Source organism: Microbacterium radiodurans, assembly GCF_008710705.1.
Classification (GTDB): domain Bacteria; phylum Actinomycetota; class Actinomycetes; order Actinomycetales; family Microbacteriaceae; genus Microbacterium; species Microbacterium radiodurans.
This window is the reverse complement of record NZ_VYRZ01000003.1, coordinates 25949-43001: the sequence shown is the minus strand read 5'-3', so window position 1 is coordinate 43001 and position 17053 is coordinate 25949. Positions and strand designations below refer to the sequence as shown.

Genomic DNA, 17053 nt, shown 5'->3' with positions numbered 1-17053 from the left:
GGATCTCGGATGCCGCTCGGGCGACTCCCCTACGCTCTCGGGCGGAGATGTCGCGCGCCCTGCGGGAATGCGTCTTCCGGGTGAACGGATGCCGAGGTGTCACCGAGCGGCGCGATGACGCTCGCCGGGACGAACGCGAACACGCTGGCGCTCAGGCGGCGGCGTTAGGGTGGCCGTCGCGCAGGCACCTCTCTCCGCTCCGCTTCGCCTCGCTCGTCGCCTCCCGCGGGGTGAGGTCGGCCCTGAGGATGGGAGCGTCCGCGGGCATCTTCCAGCTCGGCTCACGCGCACAGTGGGTGGGAGTTCGACGCAGCGACGATGATCGCCAGTTGTGGCGCCCTAGCCGATCGTCAACGTCATGTCAGGTTTCGTCCCAGCAGGTTGGGCAGCGACCGAAACTTCCTGCTGAGGAGAAGTGCCGCATGATGATCCTCGGTAGGGGTAGGCCATATTCCGCTGAGGTCGGCGATCGGGTTGACCGGCCGGGGTGCGTCGAGGATCGTAGGCAACAATCAGAGCGGCCTCGTCTGGGTGCGACCCCTCAGCCCCCCTCGGGAGCATCTCACCTTCGGCCGTCGCTCACGTCAGGAACGACCATGGGTCGGTTCATCTACGGCACCCAACGAACCCGGATCGAGATCGAAGACCGTGCGTTGGCTCATCTGCAACGGGTCATCGGCAACAAACTTCGTCGCAACGAGCGCTTTTTCTTCTCCTGGAAAGAGGACGTCAGCGTCGGCGGTGGTCGACGCACCGTCTGGGTGCACCACGGCGCGGATCTGGAGTTCGCGTACTACGGCAGCCGCACACCGTCGATGAGCCGCGACTGGCTGGAAGCGTTGAACACCGTCGCGAACTCCAGCACAGGCCTGTACCTCGTCCCCGAACCGGCACCGCGCAGCTCACGCACCCCTGACCCACTCGCCGCCTGAAAACGCCCTCGGGCTCGGCCAGGTCGACCTGCGAGCGGGGCGCCGACGTACGATGGGGGTCGTTTCCGGCCGGGAGATTGGGCCCCGGGTCATGCGGTCACGACTTCACCCTGATGTGCTCCTCGACATCACACTGTCCGCGATGTGCTCGCGAGCGAAGTACCGCCGCGATGTTGCACGCGTCATCGAGGAGTTGCATGCGACCGCTGGCGACCGGGCCGACATCCTCGCCCAGACCGCAGGCATGTGGGCGGGCTACTACGAGCGCGACGCAACACCCGAACTGATCGCCTCGCTCATGACGATCAACGGCGCCGGGCCGTGGGTCGAGCTCGGCAGGAAACGTCGGGGCGCGACCCCGCATGGCGCTCCCCTGCCCGCTCGCTGAGCAGGGTCTATGACCCAGGCACGGCGATTGACCGCCGGGCCGCCTCTTAGAACAGGTCGATCTGAGAGTCCGGATCGACCTCCCACCGAGGATCGGCTGTGCGTTCGCAGATTCGATGCCATGCCTACCAAGCGGGTACTCGGGGTGCAGCGATCTGCATCCTCGGACATCATGCGTCGCGTCTTAGGCCTGGCGGTAGAGGAAGAAGTACTGCCACATCTTCTTCGACGCGTTATAGCGGCAGGCTTCACCAGCGCCGATGTTGCCCCCACCGGCACGAACCACCGTTTGGTGGAGCCGCTCGAAGGACTGACACTGAGCCTTGGTCGTCGCCGACCCGTACGCACGCTGCGTGGTCGCGGCGCTGGCAGCCGCAGGGACAGCGAAGATGCTGCCGGCGACCAAACAAGCAGACACGGCGACGGTGGTCAGACGTTCACGAATGGGCATGCCTGCTCCTTCTGTGTGGTGGAGCAATCATCCTGTCAGCCGCCCCACCCCCTCACTACCCTCGTCGGCAACAACGCCGGATCGGAGATGATCGCCCGTTACGGCGCAACAACTCACGGCCCATCGTCGTAGGGTCGCTCGTATGTGCGGCCGATTCGCAAACGACGCCAAGACCGATGAACTGATCCAGCAGTACGTCGCCGAAGGCGGGAAGCCCGAAGAGTGGGTGAACTCATGGGCCGGCGCCTACTCGATCGCACCGACACAAAGCGCGCCGATCGTCCGCGACCGCGGCGAGGGCCGAGTTCTCGAGCTCGTGCGCTGGGACTGGCAGAAGCCGGCGAACCGACCGAAGGGCGCCCCGATCATCAACGCCCGCATGGAGAAGCTCGCCCAAGGGTTCTGGGCGCCAGCCTTCAGCGCGGCTCGATGCATCATCCCTATGCGCGGCTACTTCGAGTGGACCGGAGATAAGACACCCAAGACCCCGCACTTCCTCTACGGCAACGCCCTGCTCTCAGCCGCAGGGCTCACCTGGTCCATGGAGCTACCGAACGGGGAAAAGTCCCGCTGCTTCGTCGTCATCACGCGCCAAGCGCGCGATGCCAGCGGCGAGATCCACGACCGCATGCCCGCGTTCTTGACCCCCGACACCTGGGACGCCTGGCTCACCCCAGAGAAGCTCACCGGCGACCGCAAAGCCGAAACACTGGCCATGCTCGAGCACACCTCCAGAGACGTCGCCTCAACGATCCAGGAACACATCGTCGACCGCAAAGTCAGCAACTCCCGGACCGTCGACCCCACCGACCCAACCCTGCTGAACAAAATGGCCTGAACTGGTACCCCTCTGCTGCGCCGGATGGGTCAAACTCTCGGAGCTGCGGTTGGACGTGGAGCCGGTGACGATCGACCCTCGACCGAAGCCAGCGAAGGCGTGGGTGCGCTTCGGGGCGATGCGGACGCTCGTCGACGCGGAGGTGTGCCGGTGGACGGCGGATGCCTGTGCGATTAGGTTCCGTGTGGGCGAGGCGGAGATGAGAGCGTGGGTGTGGGCTGCGGCCGTGACGCCTGCGGTGTCGGGCGGGCGCTGAGCGCCCCTGTGGCGGGTTTTTGCAGCGGCGCCCGCATCCTGCTTGCCTGGCGGGATGGATGACGAGACGACTGGCCGGGCTTCTCCCCCACCTGCGGGCAGTGCTTAGCCTTCGTGGACGCCACCGGCGCCTCCGGTGTGGCGTTGCCCTGATCGCGACCTTTTGCGCTTGACCTAGTCGATACGTTGGACGAAGAGGACGACTATTTCTGCTCGATCGCGATGCCGAATGACGGCGCCTCGAGCTCGTCGTCCACGAGCTCGACACCCGTCCAGGCAAGACGCTCGACTGGGACACGCCAGCTAACGCCTCGCGCAGCTAGTCGCTTCCTGAGACTGAGAGAACTACGAGTACGTCAGACCGAAGAATGTGGACCCCAGCATGAGCGCCACCACGGCGACAACCGCGCTGACGGCCCTCACTCCGGCGGGACCGCGCCGGACAGCAACAACACCAGATGAGAGAGCCGCGATCATTGTCGCGAAACTGACGTAGCGAATCGTCATGTCCGGCAATCCCCACGCTGTCGCCACACCCGCGAAGACCAGCAACCCCACGGCGACGCCAGCAACAACCAGCCGACTCACGGAGCCTCGCCCTCTTGACGCGAGAACTGCGTGATCTCCCGAAGTGCTCATCGAATCGCCCCTGACTTCACCCTGGAACATACGAGGCCGAGACTCTCACCTCGACGATGCTGTTGCAAGAACAATCCAGGAACACACCGTCGGCCGCAAAGTCAGCTCATCCCCTGTATCGCCCGTGCTCGTTGATTTTGATGACCACGCGCTCGAGCACCTCCCGCACCTGATGGGCTCGAACGACGTCGCCGAGAGGGCTTCTCCTTCAGATGCCGAGAAGCCCGGGCGGGATAAGAGAAGTTCCGGACGGGCGGAAAGCTGCGTGGCCGCGCCGCGCCTGAAGCATGACGTACTCTCGTCGAGTTGGCTGGCCAGCCTGGCGGCGGCTCTGCCTCGAGCGTCCCCCACCGCTCGGTGGAGCCGCCGCCGTTTCTGAGGTCCGATGGCCGATAGCCATGCGGACTTACCGGCTCCAGTCGGCGGTTCCAGGTCAAATCAGACCCAGGTGTGGTGAACGTGCCAGTGCTCACATGGTCACTTCGCGTTCGATCGCAGCTGCATCGGTGGTGCGCCGGCGCTGCGCATGCAGACGGAACCCGGATCTCCGGCAGCGCGGCATCCGCTCTGTCCGATCGCCCTGCCGAGCGCAACCCCCGGCAGGGCGCCGCCGCGCTCGGGTACCGTCGGAGCATGAGCCTGTTCCGCCGTGGTCCCGCGCCCGAAACCGTCGCGCGTGCGATCGACGCCGCATCCGATCGTCCACCGCAGAGCCTGTGGTCCGACGGCTTCGGTCGCCTGTCGATGCGGGCGCTGCAGGTGATCATCCTCGTCATCGTCGCGATCGGCGTCGTCTACGTTCTGCGGGTCGTCTCCGTCGTCGCGATCCCGCTCATTCTCGCGCTGATCTTCGCGTCGGCCTTCGCGCCCGCGATGAACTGGATGCGGCGCCACGGCGTTCCTTCGCTGCTGGCGACGATCATCACGCTGCTGACGATCGTGGCCCTGCTGACCGGTCTGACGTGGCTCATCGTCTGGGCCGTCCGCGACCAGTGGGACGACCTGTACTCGCAGGCGCAGGAGGGCTTCCAGCAGCTGCTCGCATGGGCCCAGACCCTGCCGTTCTCCATCGATCAGAGCCAGATCGACGAGTGGCTCGGCGCCCTCGGCGACTTCGTCACGAGTGCGCAGTTCGGATCGGGGGCGATCGCGGGCGTCAGCGCCGTCGCGAGCTTCCTCACCGGCGCGGTCCTCCTCGTCGTCATCCTGTTCTTCTTCCTCAAGGACGGCCCCCGCCTGTGGGCGTTCCTCCTGCGCCCGTTCCGGGGCTCCGACGAGGACCGTGCCCGCCGCATCGGCGACAAGACGGTCGTCGTCCTCGGCTCGTACATCCGCGGCACGGCGGCCGTCGCCGCCGTCGACGCCATCGGCATCTACATCGCGCTCCTCATCCTGCAGGTCCCGCTCGCGATCCCGCTCGCGGTGCTCGTGTTCCTTCTCGCGTTCATCCCCATCGTGGGTGCGACGCTCGCCGGCATCCTCGCGGCCCTCGTCGCCCTCGTGGCGAACGGCCCGGTCAACGCGCTGTTCGTCGTCGGCGCGGTCATCCTGGTGAACCAGCTCGAGGGAAACTTCCTCCAGCCGGTGCTGATGGGTCGCACGATGAAGCTGCACGCCTTCGTCGTCCTCATCGCCCTGACCGCCGGCACCGCCATCGGCGGCATCCTCGGCACGCTCCTGGCCGTCCCGATCACCGCGGTCGTCTGGGGCATCGTGCAGGTCTGGGACGGTCCGAACCTGCCTGCGCGCTGGGCGCGTCCGAAGGCACGCGACGCGGAACTGCGTTCCTGACCGAGGGGGTCGACATGCCGTACGCCATTCCCGCGCCGATGCTCGCGAAGGCGGTGCCGGCCGTGCCGGACCCCGCACGCACTCCGGGCGGATTGTCGTACGAGCCGAAGTGGGACGGCTTCCGAGCCCTCGTGTCGTGGGACGGCACCGACGTCGAGATCGGCAGCCGCGGCTCGAAGCCGCTGACCCGGTACTTCCCCGAGCTGGTCGAGGCGTTCGCGCAGCTCCTTCCCGAGCCGTGCCTGCTCGACGGCGAGATCGTCGTCGCGATGGGTAACGGGACCGGACGCCGGCTGCAGTGGGAGGCCCTGTCGCAGCGCATCCATCCCGCGGCATCCCGGGTCGCCCTTCTCAGCGAGCAGACGCCGGCGATGTTCATCGCGTTCGACCTGCTCGCGCGCGGCGATCGCGACCTGCAGGCCGAGCCGTTCTCGACGCGGCGCGCCGAGCTCGAAAACCTGCTCCGCGACGTGCCCGACCCGATCCACACGACCCGGACGACCGAGGACGTCGATCTCGCCCGGCGGTGGCTCGACGAGTTCGAGGGAGCCGGACTCGACGGCGTCGTCGCCAAGCCGCTCGCGCAGCCCTACGCGCCGGGCAAGCGGACGATGCTCAAGATCAAGCACGCCCGCACGGCCGACGTCGTGGCGCTCGGGTACCGGATCCACAGGTCGGGCTCGGGTGTCGGCTCGCTCCTCGTCGGCCTCTACGGCGACGACGGCGAGCTGCACGGCGTCGGCGGGGTGTCCGCGTGGAGCGACAAGCGCCGGCGCGAGCTCATCGACGAGCTCGCTCCTCTCGTCGAGCGGGATGCTGCGGGCGACGCCGTGACCGGCGAGTCCGACCGCTCGCGGTTCGCGGCCTCCAAGGACGTCTCGTTCGTCAAGCTGCGTCCCGAGCTCGTGCTCGAGGTCCGCTACGACCAGCTCGAGGGGCAGCGCTTCCGGCACACCGTGCAGTTCGAGCGCTGGCGCCCCGACCGCGACGCCCGCTCGTGCACCTTCGACCAGCTCGAGACCGTCGCGGCCTACGACCTCGCCGACGTCCTGGACTGATCACGCGACCCGCCCGCTCCCGGGATCAGGCTTCGGGCTTGCGGGCGCGGCTCGGTTGGACGCGCGGCGGCTCGCCGGGCATTTTCGGGAACTCGGGCGGGAACGGCAGTTCACCGAGACCGGCCTCGAGATCGCGCTGCCACCACTCGAGCAGGGTGTCGATCCGACCGGGCGCGGCCTGGAGCCCCTCCCACGGGTCTCCGACCTCGGCGAGGCGTTCGGGCACCGTCCGGACGGTGAAGGACGCCGGATCCACCCCCGCCTCGAGTTCGTCCCAGGTGATCGGGGTCGCGACGGTGGCAGCCGGCAGTGCGCGCGCGCTGTAGGCGCCGGCCATCGTCCGGTCGCGGTTCGCCTGGTTGAAGTCGACGAAGAGCCGTTCGCCGCGCTCCTCCTTCCACCAGTTCGTGGTCACGCGATCCGGCATCCGTCGTTCGAGCTCGCGCGCAGCCGCGATCACCGCGTGCCGGACGTCGAGGAACTCGTGGGCCGGCTCGATGGGGCAGAACACATGGATGCCGCGGTTTCCGCTCGTCTTGAGGAACGCCGTGAGCCCGGCCTCGGCGAGCACATCCCGCAGCGCCGGGGCGGCAGCGGCGGCCTCGGCGAACCCGGTGCCCGGCTGCGGGTCGAGGTCGATGCGCAGTTCGACCGGGTTGTCGGTGTCGGCCGCGAGCGAGGCCCACGGGTGGAACACGACGGTGTTCATCTGCACAGCCCAGGCGATGGCCGCGGGCTCCGAGAGCACGACCTGGGGATGCCGGCGACCGCTGTTGTAGGTGCAGACGACGGAGTCGATGTAGTCGGGGGCTCCCTTGGGGGGATTCTTCGAGAAGAACCGCTCCCCGTCGATGGAGTCGGGGAAGCGCTCGAGCGAGATCGGACGGTGTCCGTTCGCGCGCAGGAAGGGCTCCGCGACGGCGAGCGCATACTCGGCGTACTCGTGCTTCGTGATCCCGAGCTCGGGCCACAGCACGCGGTTCGGGCTCGACAGCCCGACTTCGCGGTCGCCGTCCGGGCCGGGCACGGTCAGGGTGATGCGCTCACTCGCCATCCCCCGACACTAGGGCCGGCCATCGTCAGCGGCCACCCCCTGGACATCGCCGCGCGGGTGAGGTCGTCGCGGTCGGTCCGCGGACATCGTCCGTTCTGCGGATGCCGCGGCGTCACGGCATCCGCAGAACGCGAGATCTCCGCGGATCAGTCGCGAGAAGCCGACGAGTCCGTCGGCGCCGCCGGCTCGGGGGTCGCCGGCTCGGGGTCGGGCTCACCGGCGCGGGCGAGCACGGGGCCGAGGTCGGCCCGGTCGACGTGGATCCAGGGACCACCCGGGTCCACGATCACGCCGTTGAGCTCGGGGTTGCCGTCGATCGCGCGGGCGAGCTGCGGCGCGGTGACGGCGACGGGGCGGTCGCCGCGTCCGAGCACGAGGATCTCGAGCGGGTGCGAGAACACCTCGAGTCGACGCTCACCCGACACCGTGCGCGACTCGGCCAGTCCGATCTGACCGCTGTCGCCCGCGGGCCCGGCAGCCACCCACAGCGGCACGGCGGCCAGCGCCTCGCCGATCTTCCCGGCGGTCTCCGCGTCGCGGGGGCCGGCCAGCAGGTTCTTGATCCGGAACTCCGGGTCGCCCTCCTCGTACGCCTTCTCGATGAGCGCGACGGGCAGCACGATGCGCGACCCCGGAATCGCGTGATCGATGATGAGCCCCTCATAGGGTCCCTCGATCGCGTTGCGGAAGACGTTCGCGACCGGAAGCCCGAGCGCCGAGGTGTCGCGGTCGCCGTCGGCCTCGACGCTCGCGCGGAGCGCCGCACCGCCGGTGAAGGCGAGCAGGAACCGCGCACCGTCGACCTGCGACACAGCCAGCGTGATCGGCTTGCCCTCGGCCGAGAGCACGCGGGCGTCGCCGCGAACGCGCACGTACAGCGTGCCCTGCATGCTCTGGCGCATGACGTTCATCACATCGACGTTCGTGGGCTTCTCGGCGATAGCGGCGAGCGCCGCCTGTACGAGCGTGTTGTCGGGCATGCCCGGCACGGTCTCGGTGCGCTCGGGAGCCTCTGCCGGCGGACGCTTCACCGGCTGGCCGGCGGCAGGGACGGCTCCGGCGGCCGGCGCAGAGGATGCGGCGGGCGCCGGGGCGGGAGCGCCGAACGTCGAGACCGAGATCCCGACGTGAGGTACCGACTCCGCGCGCGCCGGAGACGCTGCGTCATCCGTCGCATCCGGAGTCGGCTGCGCCTCGTCCGCCACCGGCTCCGCTGCCGGGGTGGTCTGGCCGCTGGTGTCTCGCGCCGAGCGCTTGAAGATCGCCATGCGTCGAGCCTAACCCGGTGGTCCTCCGCCGGGGTGGCGGCGGATCAGAGCTTGACGATCGGCGCGATCTTGATCAGCAACTTCTTCGCTCCGGCCGAATCGAAGCGCACATGGGCGACGCGCTTCGCGCCCTCGCCGGTCACGGCATCCACACGTCCTTCGCCGAAGTCGTCATGGCGAATGCGATCGCCGGGTCCGAGTTCGAGGTCGCCGTTGTCGCGCACCTTCGCGGGGATGCGATTGGCGAACTTTGCGATGTCACCGGTCTTCTCGCGTCGCGGGAGCGGTACGAGGTCGTCGCCGTACCGCTTGCCCGAGCCGCCGAACCCTCCCCCGGAGCCGCCGGAGCGCCGGCCGTTGAGGGCGCGCGACTGCATGCCGCCGCGCGAGTTGACGTCCCCCGGAGACTGCCGCCAGTCGATGAGGTCGTGCGGGATCTCCTGCAGGAACCGGCTCGGCATCGCGGCCGAGACCTCGCCGAACTGCGCCCGGGTCATCGCGAGCGACAGATGCAGGCGCTTGCGGGCGCGGGTGAGGGCGACGTAGAAGAGGCGCCGCTCCTCCTGCGGACCGCCCGGCTCGTTCGCCGAGATGCGGTGCGGGATGAGGTCCTCCTCCACGCCCGTGACGAAGACGGCGTCGTACTCGAGCCCCTTCGCCGTGTGCATGGTCATGAGCGAGACGGTGCCCGACTCGTCGTCGAGGTCGTCGGCGTCGGCAACCAGAGCGACCTCGGTGAGGAAGTCGAGGATCGTGCCCTCGGGGTTGTTCCGGGCGAACTCGCGCGTCACGGCGATGAGCTCGTCGAGGTTCTCGAGGCGTGCCTCGTCCTGCGGATCGCGGCTCATCCGCAGCGCGTCCATGTAGCCCGACTTGTTGAGGAGCACCGAGAGCCCCTGCGTGACCGCGGTGGGCGGGGCGATCTCGCCCGAAGCGGGCAGCATGATCTCGGTCGCCTCGGCCAGAACCGCGTCGAGCTGCGCGATCGCCGCCTGGATCTTCGGTCCGACACCGAGCGCGGAAGCGTTCGCGAGCGCGTCGCGGAACGTGATCTGCTGCTCAGCGGCGTACCGGGCGATCGAGGTCTCGGTGACATCGCCGATGCCGCGGCGCGGCCGGTTCAGGATGCGGCGCACCGCCAGCTCGTCGGCCGGGTTCGCGACGGCCACGGCGTATGCGAGGGCGTCCTTGATCTCGGCGCGATCGTAGAACTTCGTGCCGCCCATGATCTTGTACGGGATCGCGGCGCGGATGAAGATCTCCTCCAGCGCGCGGGACTGCGAGTTGGTGCGGTAGAAGACGGCCATCTGCGAGTACGGCATCGACGCGCGGTGCAGCGCCTCGATCTCGTCGGCGACGAACTGCGCCTCGTCGTGCTGCGAGTAGCCGGTGAAGCCCACGATCGCATCGCCCGCCCCGACGTCCGTCCAGAGCTTCTTGTCCTTGCGGTCGAAGTTGTTCGCGATGACGGCGTTGGCGGCCGAGAGGATGTTCTGCGTCGAGCGGTAGTTCTGCTCGAGCAGCACGACCTGGGCGCCGGGATAGTCGCGCTCGAACTCGGTGATGTTGCGGATGTCGGCGCCGCGGAAGGCGTAGATCGACTGGTCGGAATCGCCGACGACGGTGAGCGACGCACCTTCGACCTCGGGCGCCGTCTCGGGCTCGAAGATCATCATGCCGCCGGCGGAGAACGAGTCGCCCGACGAGCCCTGCACGGGCCGCGTCAACTCGTGGATGAGCGCGTACTGGGCGTGGTTGGTGTCTTGGTACTCGTCGACCAGGATGTGCCGGAACCGCTTGCGGTAGACATCCGCGACGTGGGGGAAGGCGCGGAAGAGGTAGACGGTCTGGCCGATGAGGTCGTCGAAGTCGAACGCGTTGGCTCGCTGCAGCGCCGCCTGGTATGCGCTGAACAGCTCGACGAAGACGCGCTCGGCGGGGTCGGACATGTTCGCCTGGCGCGCGTACGAATCGGCATCCGCGAGTTCGTTCTTGAGCTTGGAGATGCGGCTCTGCACACCCGCCGGGGTCAGGCCGAACGCGTCGGCCTCGTGCTCCTTGACGAGGCGCTTGATGAGCGCACGCGAGTCGCCGGAGTCGTAGATCGTGAAGTTCTTGGTGAACCCGAACTGCTGCGCCTCACGGCGGAGGATGCGCACGCATGCCGAGTGGAAGGTCGAGATCCACATGCCCTGCGCACTGTCGCCGATCAGCTGCTGCACGCGCTCGCGCATCTCGCCGGCGGCCTTGTTGGTGAAGGTGATCGCGAGGATCTGGCTCGGCCACGCCTCGCGGCCGCGCAGCAGCGACGCGATGCGGTGCGTGAGCACGCGCGTCTTGCCCGAGCCGGCGCCTGCGACGATCAGCAGCGCGGGACCGCGATAGGTCACGGCGGCGAGCTGCGGCGGGTTCAGCCCCTCGAGGAGGTCGGCGTCGGGACGCTCTCCCGACGAACGGTCGCCGCCGAGGGCGGCGGAGGATCCGAGGATGACGGGCTTCAGACGGTCTGGCATGGCCTCCCGATTCTACGTTCGACCGCCGACACCCGCGCCCCGTCGCTCCCCCGCCATCCGCGAGACAGCATCCGAGCGCCGAGACCGCACCTGCCAACTGCTGTCTTGGCGCGCAACTGCAGTCTCGCGGTGTGGCGCACCGGCGGGTAGCGTCGCGGGCATGGACGCCCGCATCACCTTCGTCACCCTCGCCGTGCGCGACCTCGCGGCGACGCGCCGCTTCTACGTGGACGGGCTCGGGTGGCAGCCTGCCTTCGAAGCCCCGGGCGAGGTGATCTTCGTCCGGGTCGGCGCGGCGGTCATGCTCTCGTTGTGGGACCGGGCCGCTTTCGAGGCCGAGGTCGGCGGCACGGCGTCGGAGCGCGGCATCCCGCCCATCACGCTCGCCCACAACCTGCCCGACGTCGCCGGCGTCGACGCCGTGATGGCGGATGCGGCAGCCGCCGGCGGCGAGATCGTCGTCCCGGCCGCGCACCGCTCATGGGGCGGCTACTCGGGCTATTTCGCCGACCCGGACGGCTTCCGGTGGGAGATCGCCTACAACCCCGGCCCCCTCGGCGTCGAGCTGATGCGCGACGCCGGCCTCGCCTGAGACCGCCCTCACCCCGCCACCCGCGAGACAGCATCGGCGCGCCGAGACCGCAGTCGACAGCCGCTGTCTCGGCGCGCACCTGCTGTCTCGCGGTAACGGGCGGCCGCGCGGCGACACCGAGGGTCATACGCCTCGCGCGGCGGGGCGGGGTCCCGTAGCGTGACGGTCATCGCGGCGATCCGGGTGGTCCCGGGCTCCGGCTCATAACCGGTGGCGTTGCGGGTTCGACTCCCGCCGTCGCGTCGAAGCGCCGCAGATCGTGGATGATCATCCGTCGATGTGCCTGGCTCGGCTCCAACCCGATCAGCGCGTCGCTCCGGTCTAACGGGTCGGCAGGAAGGCGCGGATGGATCGCGGCGTGGGCAGGTCTACCCAGAGCCGGATGCTGCCCGTCTTCATCCCCGCCCCGTTCACGATCGCCGACCCCCCGATCCGGTCCAGGAGCGGTTGCATCTCCTGCGCGGCCGGGACCGGGAGGTAGCCGACGCCGCGTCCGTTCGAGAACACCGCGACGTTGTGCGGCCCACGCGAGGCGTCGGTCTCGGTGCGCAGGATGTACGCACGAGGCCGGCGTGTGCGGCGTTCGCGATCGTCGACGAGGTAGTGGGTTCGCTCCAGGGCGATCATGCGCGAAGTCAGCGACCGAAGATCGGGAAGGTCAGCGTGCTTCCGGACGCGTCCGGTCACAGCGTGCATGAACTCTTCCCACCATGCGGGCATGGATGTCTCCTTCGGCTCGGCATGCCATCACCGAGGCGGAGCACTCTGCCACTGTGTCACGCCGAGATGTGCTCGACCTGAACGGTTCCGCCGACCCGAACCCGCAGAGCTCCCACTCCGACGCTGACGCGCACACGCGTCGCGCGACCGAACGAGTCTCCGTCGAGTTCAATCTTCGCCCACCCGAACCTCCCTTTCGGGCGCATGATGACGACATCCAGCAGCCCGTCGCCGACGCTCGCCCGAGGGATGAGGAGCATGTTCCCGGTCAACGTTGCCTCACAGGCTTCGCGCCGCTCTCCGCCCGGAAGCGGAGTCGGCGATCCCCCGCGGGAGGGATGCCGCGCCGACGCGGCATCCGTAGCATCGACCGTGACGACCCACCGGCACACGAAGGCTCAGGAGACTGCGACGATGAACGGCTCGGCACACCTTCGAACACAGGGCGCGTCCGCTGTAGCGGCTCGTGGAGCCCACGTGCTCACGGCGCTCCTCGCTGGCGGCGTACTGTTGTCCGGATGCGCGGTGCCCGCCCGGGACGTGCCGCCGACGGGCGCGGCGGTCGTAGAGGTTCCCATCGAGGTCGCCGATGCTGTCGCCACGGTCATGGAGGCGGGCGCAGTCGGTGTCGCAGTGGACATACGCGATGGTGACACGACGGCTTCACTCGCTGAGGGCTCAGCCGACCTCCGCGACGATCGAGCGGCCCAGGTCGGTGATCCCGTGCGCATCGCCAGCATTTCGAAGACAGTGCTCGCCGTCGTCGTGTTGCAGCTCGTCGAAGAGGGTGAACTCTCGCTGGACAGTACCGTTCAGGAGGTCCTGCCGGGCTTGCTCGATGCTGCGCCCGCCGACGTGACCGTGCAGCAGCTGCTGGCTCACACGAGCGGGCTTCCGGACTACATCGCCGCGCTCGCCCCTGACGTCGACGCCGCGATCGACGGCCGCGATGCCGTCTACGAGCCCCGCGAGCTCCTCTCGGTCGCACAGCAGCAATCCTGGCTCGCAGAGCCCGGCACCGAGTTCCATTATTCGAACGCCGGGTACACCGTGCTCGGCCTGATGGTCGAAGGGGTCACCGGCAGCACTGTGCCGGACCTCATGAACGAGCGCGTGCTGGAGCCCGTCGGCATGGACGCGACCCAGTACCCGACGGGCGGCGCCATGCCCGACGACTCCATGCACGGTTACCTGAGGATCGACGGCGACCTGGTAGACGTCACCGACTACGACCCCTCGTTCTGGTCGTTCGGGGCCTCCTTGGTCTCGACGGTCGGCGACGTGAGCGCGTTCAACGCCGCCCTGCAGCGCGGCGATCTGCTGCAGCCGACGACGCTGGAGCAGATGCGAGCGATCGGCATCGAGGGCTATGGGCTCGGGGTCCTCGCCGGCGGTGACGCGTGCGGCGCCGAGCCGCCAGAACTCGTCTTCGGCCAGCGAGGCAACGGGTTCGGCTACAACGCCATCACGCTGGCATCGCCTGACGGCGAGCGCGTCGTGACCGTTGCCTATACCGGCGGCTCGTTCGACCCCGCCACCGACCCCATCTTCCCCGCGGTAGGCGAGGTCGTGGCGGCAGCACTCGCGTCGACCTGTCCCTGAACACTCCTCCTGCAGCCGGTGTCGTCGCGCCGGCGGGTGCGGGGCTAGCGGCGGTCGTCGGTGGTCTGTCCGTAGACGTTCTGGTACCGGTCGTACAGCTTGTCGATCGCGACCTGCGGAATCGGGATCAACTCCCCCGCCTGGCGGGCGAGATGCACCGTGCGGGCCACGTCCTCGACCATCACCGCAGCCTTCACGGCATCCTTCGCGCTCGACCCGATCGTGAACGGCCCATGGTTTCGCATCAGCACCGCCCGGGAACGATGACCCGACAGCGTCTCCACGATCCCCCGGCCGATCGAGTCATCACCGATGATCGCGAACGGCCCCACCGGGATCGGACCCCCGAACTCATCCGCCATCGCCGTGATCACACACGGGATCTCCTCACCCCGCGCCGCCCACGCCACCGCATACGTCGAATGCGTGTGCACCACACCACCCACCTCGGGCATGTTCCGATACACATACGCATGCGCCGCCGTATCACTGGACGGCGACCGGTCACTGCCCGGCGTCCCCGGCACCACATTGCCGTCCAGATCACACACGATCATGTTCTCCGGAGCCAACTCGTCATACGACACCCCCGACGGCTTGATCACGAACAGATCCGCCCCCGGTACCCGCCCCGACACGTTCCCACCCGTCCACACCACCAGGCCGTACCGCACCAGCTCCGCATGCAACGACGCGACCTCAGCCCGCACCCGAGCAACAGCGTCATCGAACATCGTCGGCGTGAGGTCGGTCATCGGGTCGCTCCTTCGCGGAATGGATGCTGCGATCGGTCGACGTCAACGGATGCGGCGACCACCGCTCAGCGTAGAGCAGGCGAACGGCGAGCTCAGTCCGCGCCCGATTCGTCCAGGTCGGCCAACTGACGCAGAGCGTCTCGGGCCCGCTCGATCCGGTCGGCGACGGGTTCGTCCCACCACCGCGGCCCGCGTTCGCCGAGGCCGTGCTTCGCGATGCCGACGCGTCGTCGCGCCGCGCTCACGGCATCGGCGTCGTCGCGGTTCTTGGCCACCCGCACGGCGGATCGCCCGCGTCCGAGATGCGAGGTCAGCGCTGCGCGCAGATCGTCCGGGAGAGCAGGATCGGTGCGCCGCCACCGCCGACCTCCCACGACGAACCACCGCTCGTCGTCGGCGCCGTCCTCGGCACCCGGATCGTCGCTCACCGGCTCAGTATCCCCGACGGCGCCTCCGCGGACGGCGTCAGCCGCGGCGCAGCTCCGCCCGCATCGGGCAGTCGAAGGGATCGCGCGCGGCGAGACCGACGCGGTTGAGGTAGTCGATCACGATCGCGTACGAGCGCCACAGACTCGTCTCGGTGTAGGGGATGCCGAGGGTTCGGCACTGGTCGCGGACGATCTCGCGCGCCCGAGCGAGCGCCGGTCGCGGCATGTTCGGGAAGAGGTGGTGCTCGATCTGGTAGTTCAGGCCGCCCATGAGCCACGTCGCCCACCAGCCGCCGCCGATGTTGCGGGAGGTGCGCACCTGCTTGGTGAAGAAGTCGAGCTTCGCGTCGGGGGCGATGACCGCCATGCCCTTGTGGTTCGGTGCGAACGACGCCCCCATGTAGAGGCCGAAGACGGCCACCTGGACGCCGAAGAACGCGAAGGCCATGCCGATCGGCAGGAAAACGAAGATCGGTGCGACGAACACGGCGAAGCGCGCGATGATGAGCCCGATCTCGAGGCCGCGCTTCTTCACCGGGCCGCGCCCGAAGAGGTGGCGCAGCGCCTGAGCGTGCAGGTTGAGGCCTTCGAGCAGCAGCAGCGGGAAGAAGAACCACCCCTGGCGGCGCGTGATCGCCCGGCGGAGACCGCGGGCCTCGGCGGCATCCTCGACCAGGAAGGAGATGGTGTCGACCTCGATGTCGGGGTCCTTGCCGACCTTGTTCGGGTTCGAATGGTGGCGAGCGTGCTTCGAGGTCCACCACGACAGGCTCATCCCCACGACACCCACGGCGAGGATCCGGGCAAGGAGGTCGTTGCCGGGGCCCGACGTCAGCACCTGTCGGTGATCGGCCTCGTGCGCCAGGAACGCGACCTGGGTGAAGAGGATGCCGAGGGCTCCGGCGATGAGCAGCTGGAACCAGCTGTCGCCCAGCAGGACGAAGCCCGTCACGCAGCCGCCGAGCGCGAGCAGAAGCGCAGCGCCCACGAGGGCGTAGAAGCGGGGGGTGCGCTGCAGCAGACCGGACTCGCGGACCACACGAGAAACATCCGTGTAGGCCTTCGCCATCGGCGGGAACTCGTCCGTTCCGGCGTAGGTGGTGCGGACGGGACCGAGGCGCGGGGCCAGAAGGGATGAGGAGATGAGATCACCTGTGGTTCGATCGAGACCCGGGGGCCGGAAGCCAGAGGCGGGTGCCCATCGCTGGTCCCCACCGTACGTCGCCCCGGATCACCGCTCGGGCATATGTCCGGGACTCCCGGACGACGCACGGGAGACTCCCGGACGATGCACGGCCGTATCGGGGCTCGTGGGATGGACGCGGGGCTCGAGCGGGCGGGCTCAGCCGAGCTGGACGTCTTCGACGCTCGCGGCCTCGCGGCGGTGCTCCGGCGGCTCCGGGACGACGTAGAGGCCGGTGGGAGAGTTCGCCGTATAGGTCAGCGCTTCCAGCCACGCACGATTGAGAGCGGGAGTTCGACTCCCGTAGTACTTGAAGACGAGGCCGCACCCCGGGTGCAGCCAGACGGTGGTCCGTCCGTCACCGATGCTGACGTCGTCCTTCCACGTGAGGGTGAAGGTCTCGCCGCGCCGCAGCTTCGCGGTGATGACGGTCTGCAGGTGGATCAGTACGCGGTCCTCGAAGTCAGCGCGCACCTGGTTCTCGTAGATGAACCTGCCCATCACGCCTCCTCTCGGCCGACACTCGACGCTAGCGGACGGGCTCGAGGCGGTTCAGCCCCTTGCGCGACGTGATCAGACGGGTAGTG

17 protein-coding genes and 1 tRNA gene are annotated in these 17053 nt (G+C 68.7%); 8 read left to right on the top strand and 10 right to left on the bottom strand.

Going from position 1 to position 17053, the window contains the following annotated elements:
- The first annotated feature begins 596 nt into the window (after positions 1–596).
- Both F6B42_RS10560 and F6B42_RS10555 read left to right on the top strand, forming a co-directional pair.
- Complete coding sequence (locus tag F6B42_RS10560) at positions 597–932, top strand: DUF7882 family protein (RefSeq protein WP_150419663.1); 336 nt, start codon at positions 597–599, stop codon at positions 930–932.
- A gap of 142 nt (positions 933–1074) precedes the next feature.
- Positions 1075–1320 carry a hypothetical protein gene (locus F6B42_RS10555; protein WP_150419662.1) on the top strand — a complete coding sequence of 82 codons (246 nt, stop codon included), beginning with the start codon at positions 1075–1077 and terminating at the stop codon, positions 1318–1320.
- Between the two features lie 183 nt (positions 1321–1503).
- Here the strand turns inward: F6B42_RS10555 and F6B42_RS10550 are convergent, their stop codons facing one another.
- Entirely contained in the window at positions 1504–1770 is a 267-nt protein-coding gene (locus tag F6B42_RS10550) for a hypothetical protein (protein ID WP_150419661.1), read from the bottom strand.
- A 142-nt stretch (positions 1771–1912) separates the two neighbouring features.
- On the opposite strand from F6B42_RS10550, the gene F6B42_RS10545 reads away from it, so the two are divergent.
- The 3 genes from F6B42_RS10545 (at position 1913) to F6B42_RS10535 (ending at position 6351) form a co-directional block, all read left to right on the top strand.
- Positions 1913–2608: an SOS response-associated peptidase gene (locus F6B42_RS10545; protein WP_150419660.1), complete on the top strand. Its 696-nt coding sequence runs from the start codon at positions 1913–1915 to the stop codon at positions 2606–2608.
- 1527 nt (positions 2609–4135) lie between these two features.
- Complete coding sequence (locus F6B42_RS10540) at positions 4136–5293, top strand: AI-2E family transporter (RefSeq protein ID WP_150419659.1); 1158 nt, start codon at positions 4136–4138, stop codon at positions 5291–5293.
- 14 nt (positions 5294–5307) lie between these two features.
- Complete coding sequence (locus F6B42_RS10535; protein WP_150419658.1) at positions 5308–6351, top strand: ATP-dependent DNA ligase; 1044 nt, start codon at positions 5308–5310, stop codon at positions 6349–6351.
- A 25-nt stretch (positions 6352–6376) separates the two neighbouring features.
- On the opposite strand, the gene ligD is transcribed toward F6B42_RS10535, so the two are convergent.
- The 3 genes from ligD to F6B42_RS10520 all read right to left on the bottom strand — a co-directional run bounded on the left by ligD (position 6377) and on the right by F6B42_RS10520 (position 11186).
- Complete coding sequence (gene ligD, locus F6B42_RS10530; RefSeq protein ID WP_150419657.1) at positions 6377–7405, bottom strand: non-homologous end-joining DNA ligase; 1029 nt, start codon at positions 7403–7405, stop codon at positions 6377–6379.
- A 146-nt stretch (positions 7406–7551) separates the two neighbouring features.
- Positions 7552–8673: an SseB family protein gene (locus F6B42_RS10525; RefSeq protein ID WP_150419656.1), complete on the bottom strand. Its 1122-nt coding sequence runs from the start codon at positions 8671–8673 to the stop codon at positions 7552–7554.
- Positions 8674–8717: 44 nt separating this feature from the next.
- Positions 8718–11186 (bottom strand): ATP-dependent helicase, encoded by a 2469-nt coding sequence (locus tag F6B42_RS10520; RefSeq protein ID WP_150419655.1) that lies wholly within the window; start codon positions 11184–11186, stop codon positions 8718–8720.
- A 160-nt stretch (positions 11187–11346) separates the two neighbouring features.
- Between F6B42_RS10520 and F6B42_RS10515 the strand changes: the two genes are divergently transcribed.
- Together F6B42_RS10515 and F6B42_RS10510 are read left to right on the top strand one after the other, a co-directional pair.
- Positions 11347–11778, top strand: a complete 432-nt coding sequence (locus F6B42_RS10515; RefSeq protein WP_150419654.1) for a VOC family protein — start codon at positions 11347–11349, stop codon at positions 11776–11778.
- Positions 11779–11948: 170 nt separating this feature from the next.
- Positions 11949–12021: transfer RNA gene (locus F6B42_RS10510), tRNA-Met, on the top strand.
- 78 nt (positions 12022–12099) lie between these two features.
- On the opposite strand, the gene F6B42_RS10505 is transcribed toward F6B42_RS10510, so the two are convergent.
- Both F6B42_RS10505 and F6B42_RS10500 read right to left on the bottom strand, forming a co-directional pair.
- A complete protein-coding gene (locus F6B42_RS10505; protein ID WP_223878452.1) occupies positions 12100–12405 on the bottom strand; it encodes a hypothetical protein in 306 nt (101 codons plus the stop codon).
- A gap of 149 nt (positions 12406–12554) precedes the next feature.
- Positions 12555–12758, bottom strand: a complete 204-nt coding sequence (locus tag F6B42_RS10500; RefSeq protein ID WP_223878451.1) for a hypothetical protein — start codon at positions 12756–12758, stop codon at positions 12555–12557.
- Positions 12759–12870: 112 nt separating this feature from the next.
- Here F6B42_RS10500 and F6B42_RS10495 point away from each other — a divergent pair, with 112 nt between their 5' ends.
- Positions 12871–14100, top strand: coding sequence for a serine hydrolase domain-containing protein (locus F6B42_RS10495; protein ID WP_223878450.1), 1230 nt, complete (start codon positions 12871–12873; stop codon positions 14098–14100).
- 44 nt (positions 14101–14144) lie between these two features.
- Here the strand turns inward: F6B42_RS10495 and F6B42_RS10490 are convergent, their stop codons facing one another.
- From F6B42_RS10490 to F6B42_RS10475, 4 genes are all read right to left on the bottom strand, one after another.
- Entirely contained in the window at positions 14145–14855 is a 711-nt protein-coding gene (locus F6B42_RS10490; RefSeq protein ID WP_150419651.1) for an L-ribulose-5-phosphate 4-epimerase, read from the bottom strand.
- Positions 14856–14947: 92 nt separating this feature from the next.
- The gene (locus F6B42_RS10485) at positions 14948–15283 is read right to left on the bottom strand and encodes a biopolymer transporter Tol (protein ID WP_150419650.1); all 336 of its coding nucleotides are present in this window, start codon (positions 15281–15283) and stop codon (positions 14948–14950) included.
- Between the two features lie 37 nt (positions 15284–15320).
- Positions 15321–16427 carry a fatty acid desaturase family protein gene (locus F6B42_RS10480; protein WP_317983680.1) on the bottom strand — a complete coding sequence of 369 codons (1107 nt, stop codon included), beginning with the start codon at positions 16425–16427 and terminating at the stop codon, positions 15321–15323.
- Positions 16428–16625: 198 nt separating this feature from the next.
- Complete coding sequence (locus F6B42_RS10475) at positions 16626–16967, bottom strand: DUF7882 family protein (protein WP_150419648.1); 342 nt, start codon at positions 16965–16967, stop codon at positions 16626–16628.
- Between the last annotated feature and the right edge of the window lie 86 nt (positions 16968–17053).

Coding starts and splice junctions, on each gene's coding strand:
- F6B42_RS10525 (WP_150419656.1), bottom strand. CDS start 8,673: ATGGCGATCTTCAAGCGCTCGGCGCGAGACACCAGCGGCCAGACCACC.
- F6B42_RS10475 (WP_150419648.1), bottom strand. CDS start 16,967: ATGGGCAGGTTCATCTACGAGAACCAGGTGCGCGCTGACTTCGAGGAC.
- F6B42_RS10560 (WP_150419663.1), top strand. CDS start 597: ATGGGTCGGTTCATCTACGGCACCCAACGAACCCGGATCGAGATCGAA.
- ligD (WP_150419657.1), bottom strand. CDS start 7,405: ATGGCGAGTGAGCGCATCACCCTGACCGTGCCCGGCCCGGACGGCGAC.
- F6B42_RS10490 (WP_150419651.1), bottom strand. CDS start 14,855: ATGACCGACCTCACGCCGACGATGTTCGATGACGCTGTTGCTCGGGTG.
- F6B42_RS10520 (WP_150419655.1), bottom strand. CDS start 11,186: ATGCCAGACCGTCTGAAGCCCGTCATCCTCGGATCCTCCGCCGCCCTC.
- F6B42_RS10500 (WP_223878451.1), bottom strand. CDS start 12,758: ATGCTCCTCATCCCTCGGGCGAGCGTCGGCGACGGGCTGCTGGATGTC.
- F6B42_RS10505 (WP_223878452.1), bottom strand. CDS start 12,405: ATGATCGCCCTGGAGCGAACCCACTACCTCGTCGACGATCGCGAACGC.
- F6B42_RS10545 (WP_150419660.1), top strand. CDS start 1,913: ATGTGCGGCCGATTCGCAAACGACGCCAAGACCGATGAACTGATCCAG.
- F6B42_RS10550 (WP_150419661.1), bottom strand. CDS start 1,770: ATGCCCATTCGTGAACGTCTGACCACCGTCGCCGTGTCTGCTTGTTTG.
- F6B42_RS10515 (WP_150419654.1), top strand. CDS start 11,347: ATGGACGCCCGCATCACCTTCGTCACCCTCGCCGTGCGCGACCTCGCG.
- F6B42_RS10555 (WP_150419662.1), top strand. CDS start 1,075: ATGTGCTCGCGAGCGAAGTACCGCCGCGATGTTGCACGCGTCATCGAG.
- F6B42_RS10540 (WP_150419659.1), top strand. CDS start 4,136: ATGAGCCTGTTCCGCCGTGGTCCCGCGCCCGAAACCGTCGCGCGTGCG.
- F6B42_RS10535 (WP_150419658.1), top strand. CDS start 5,308: ATGCCGTACGCCATTCCCGCGCCGATGCTCGCGAAGGCGGTGCCGGCC.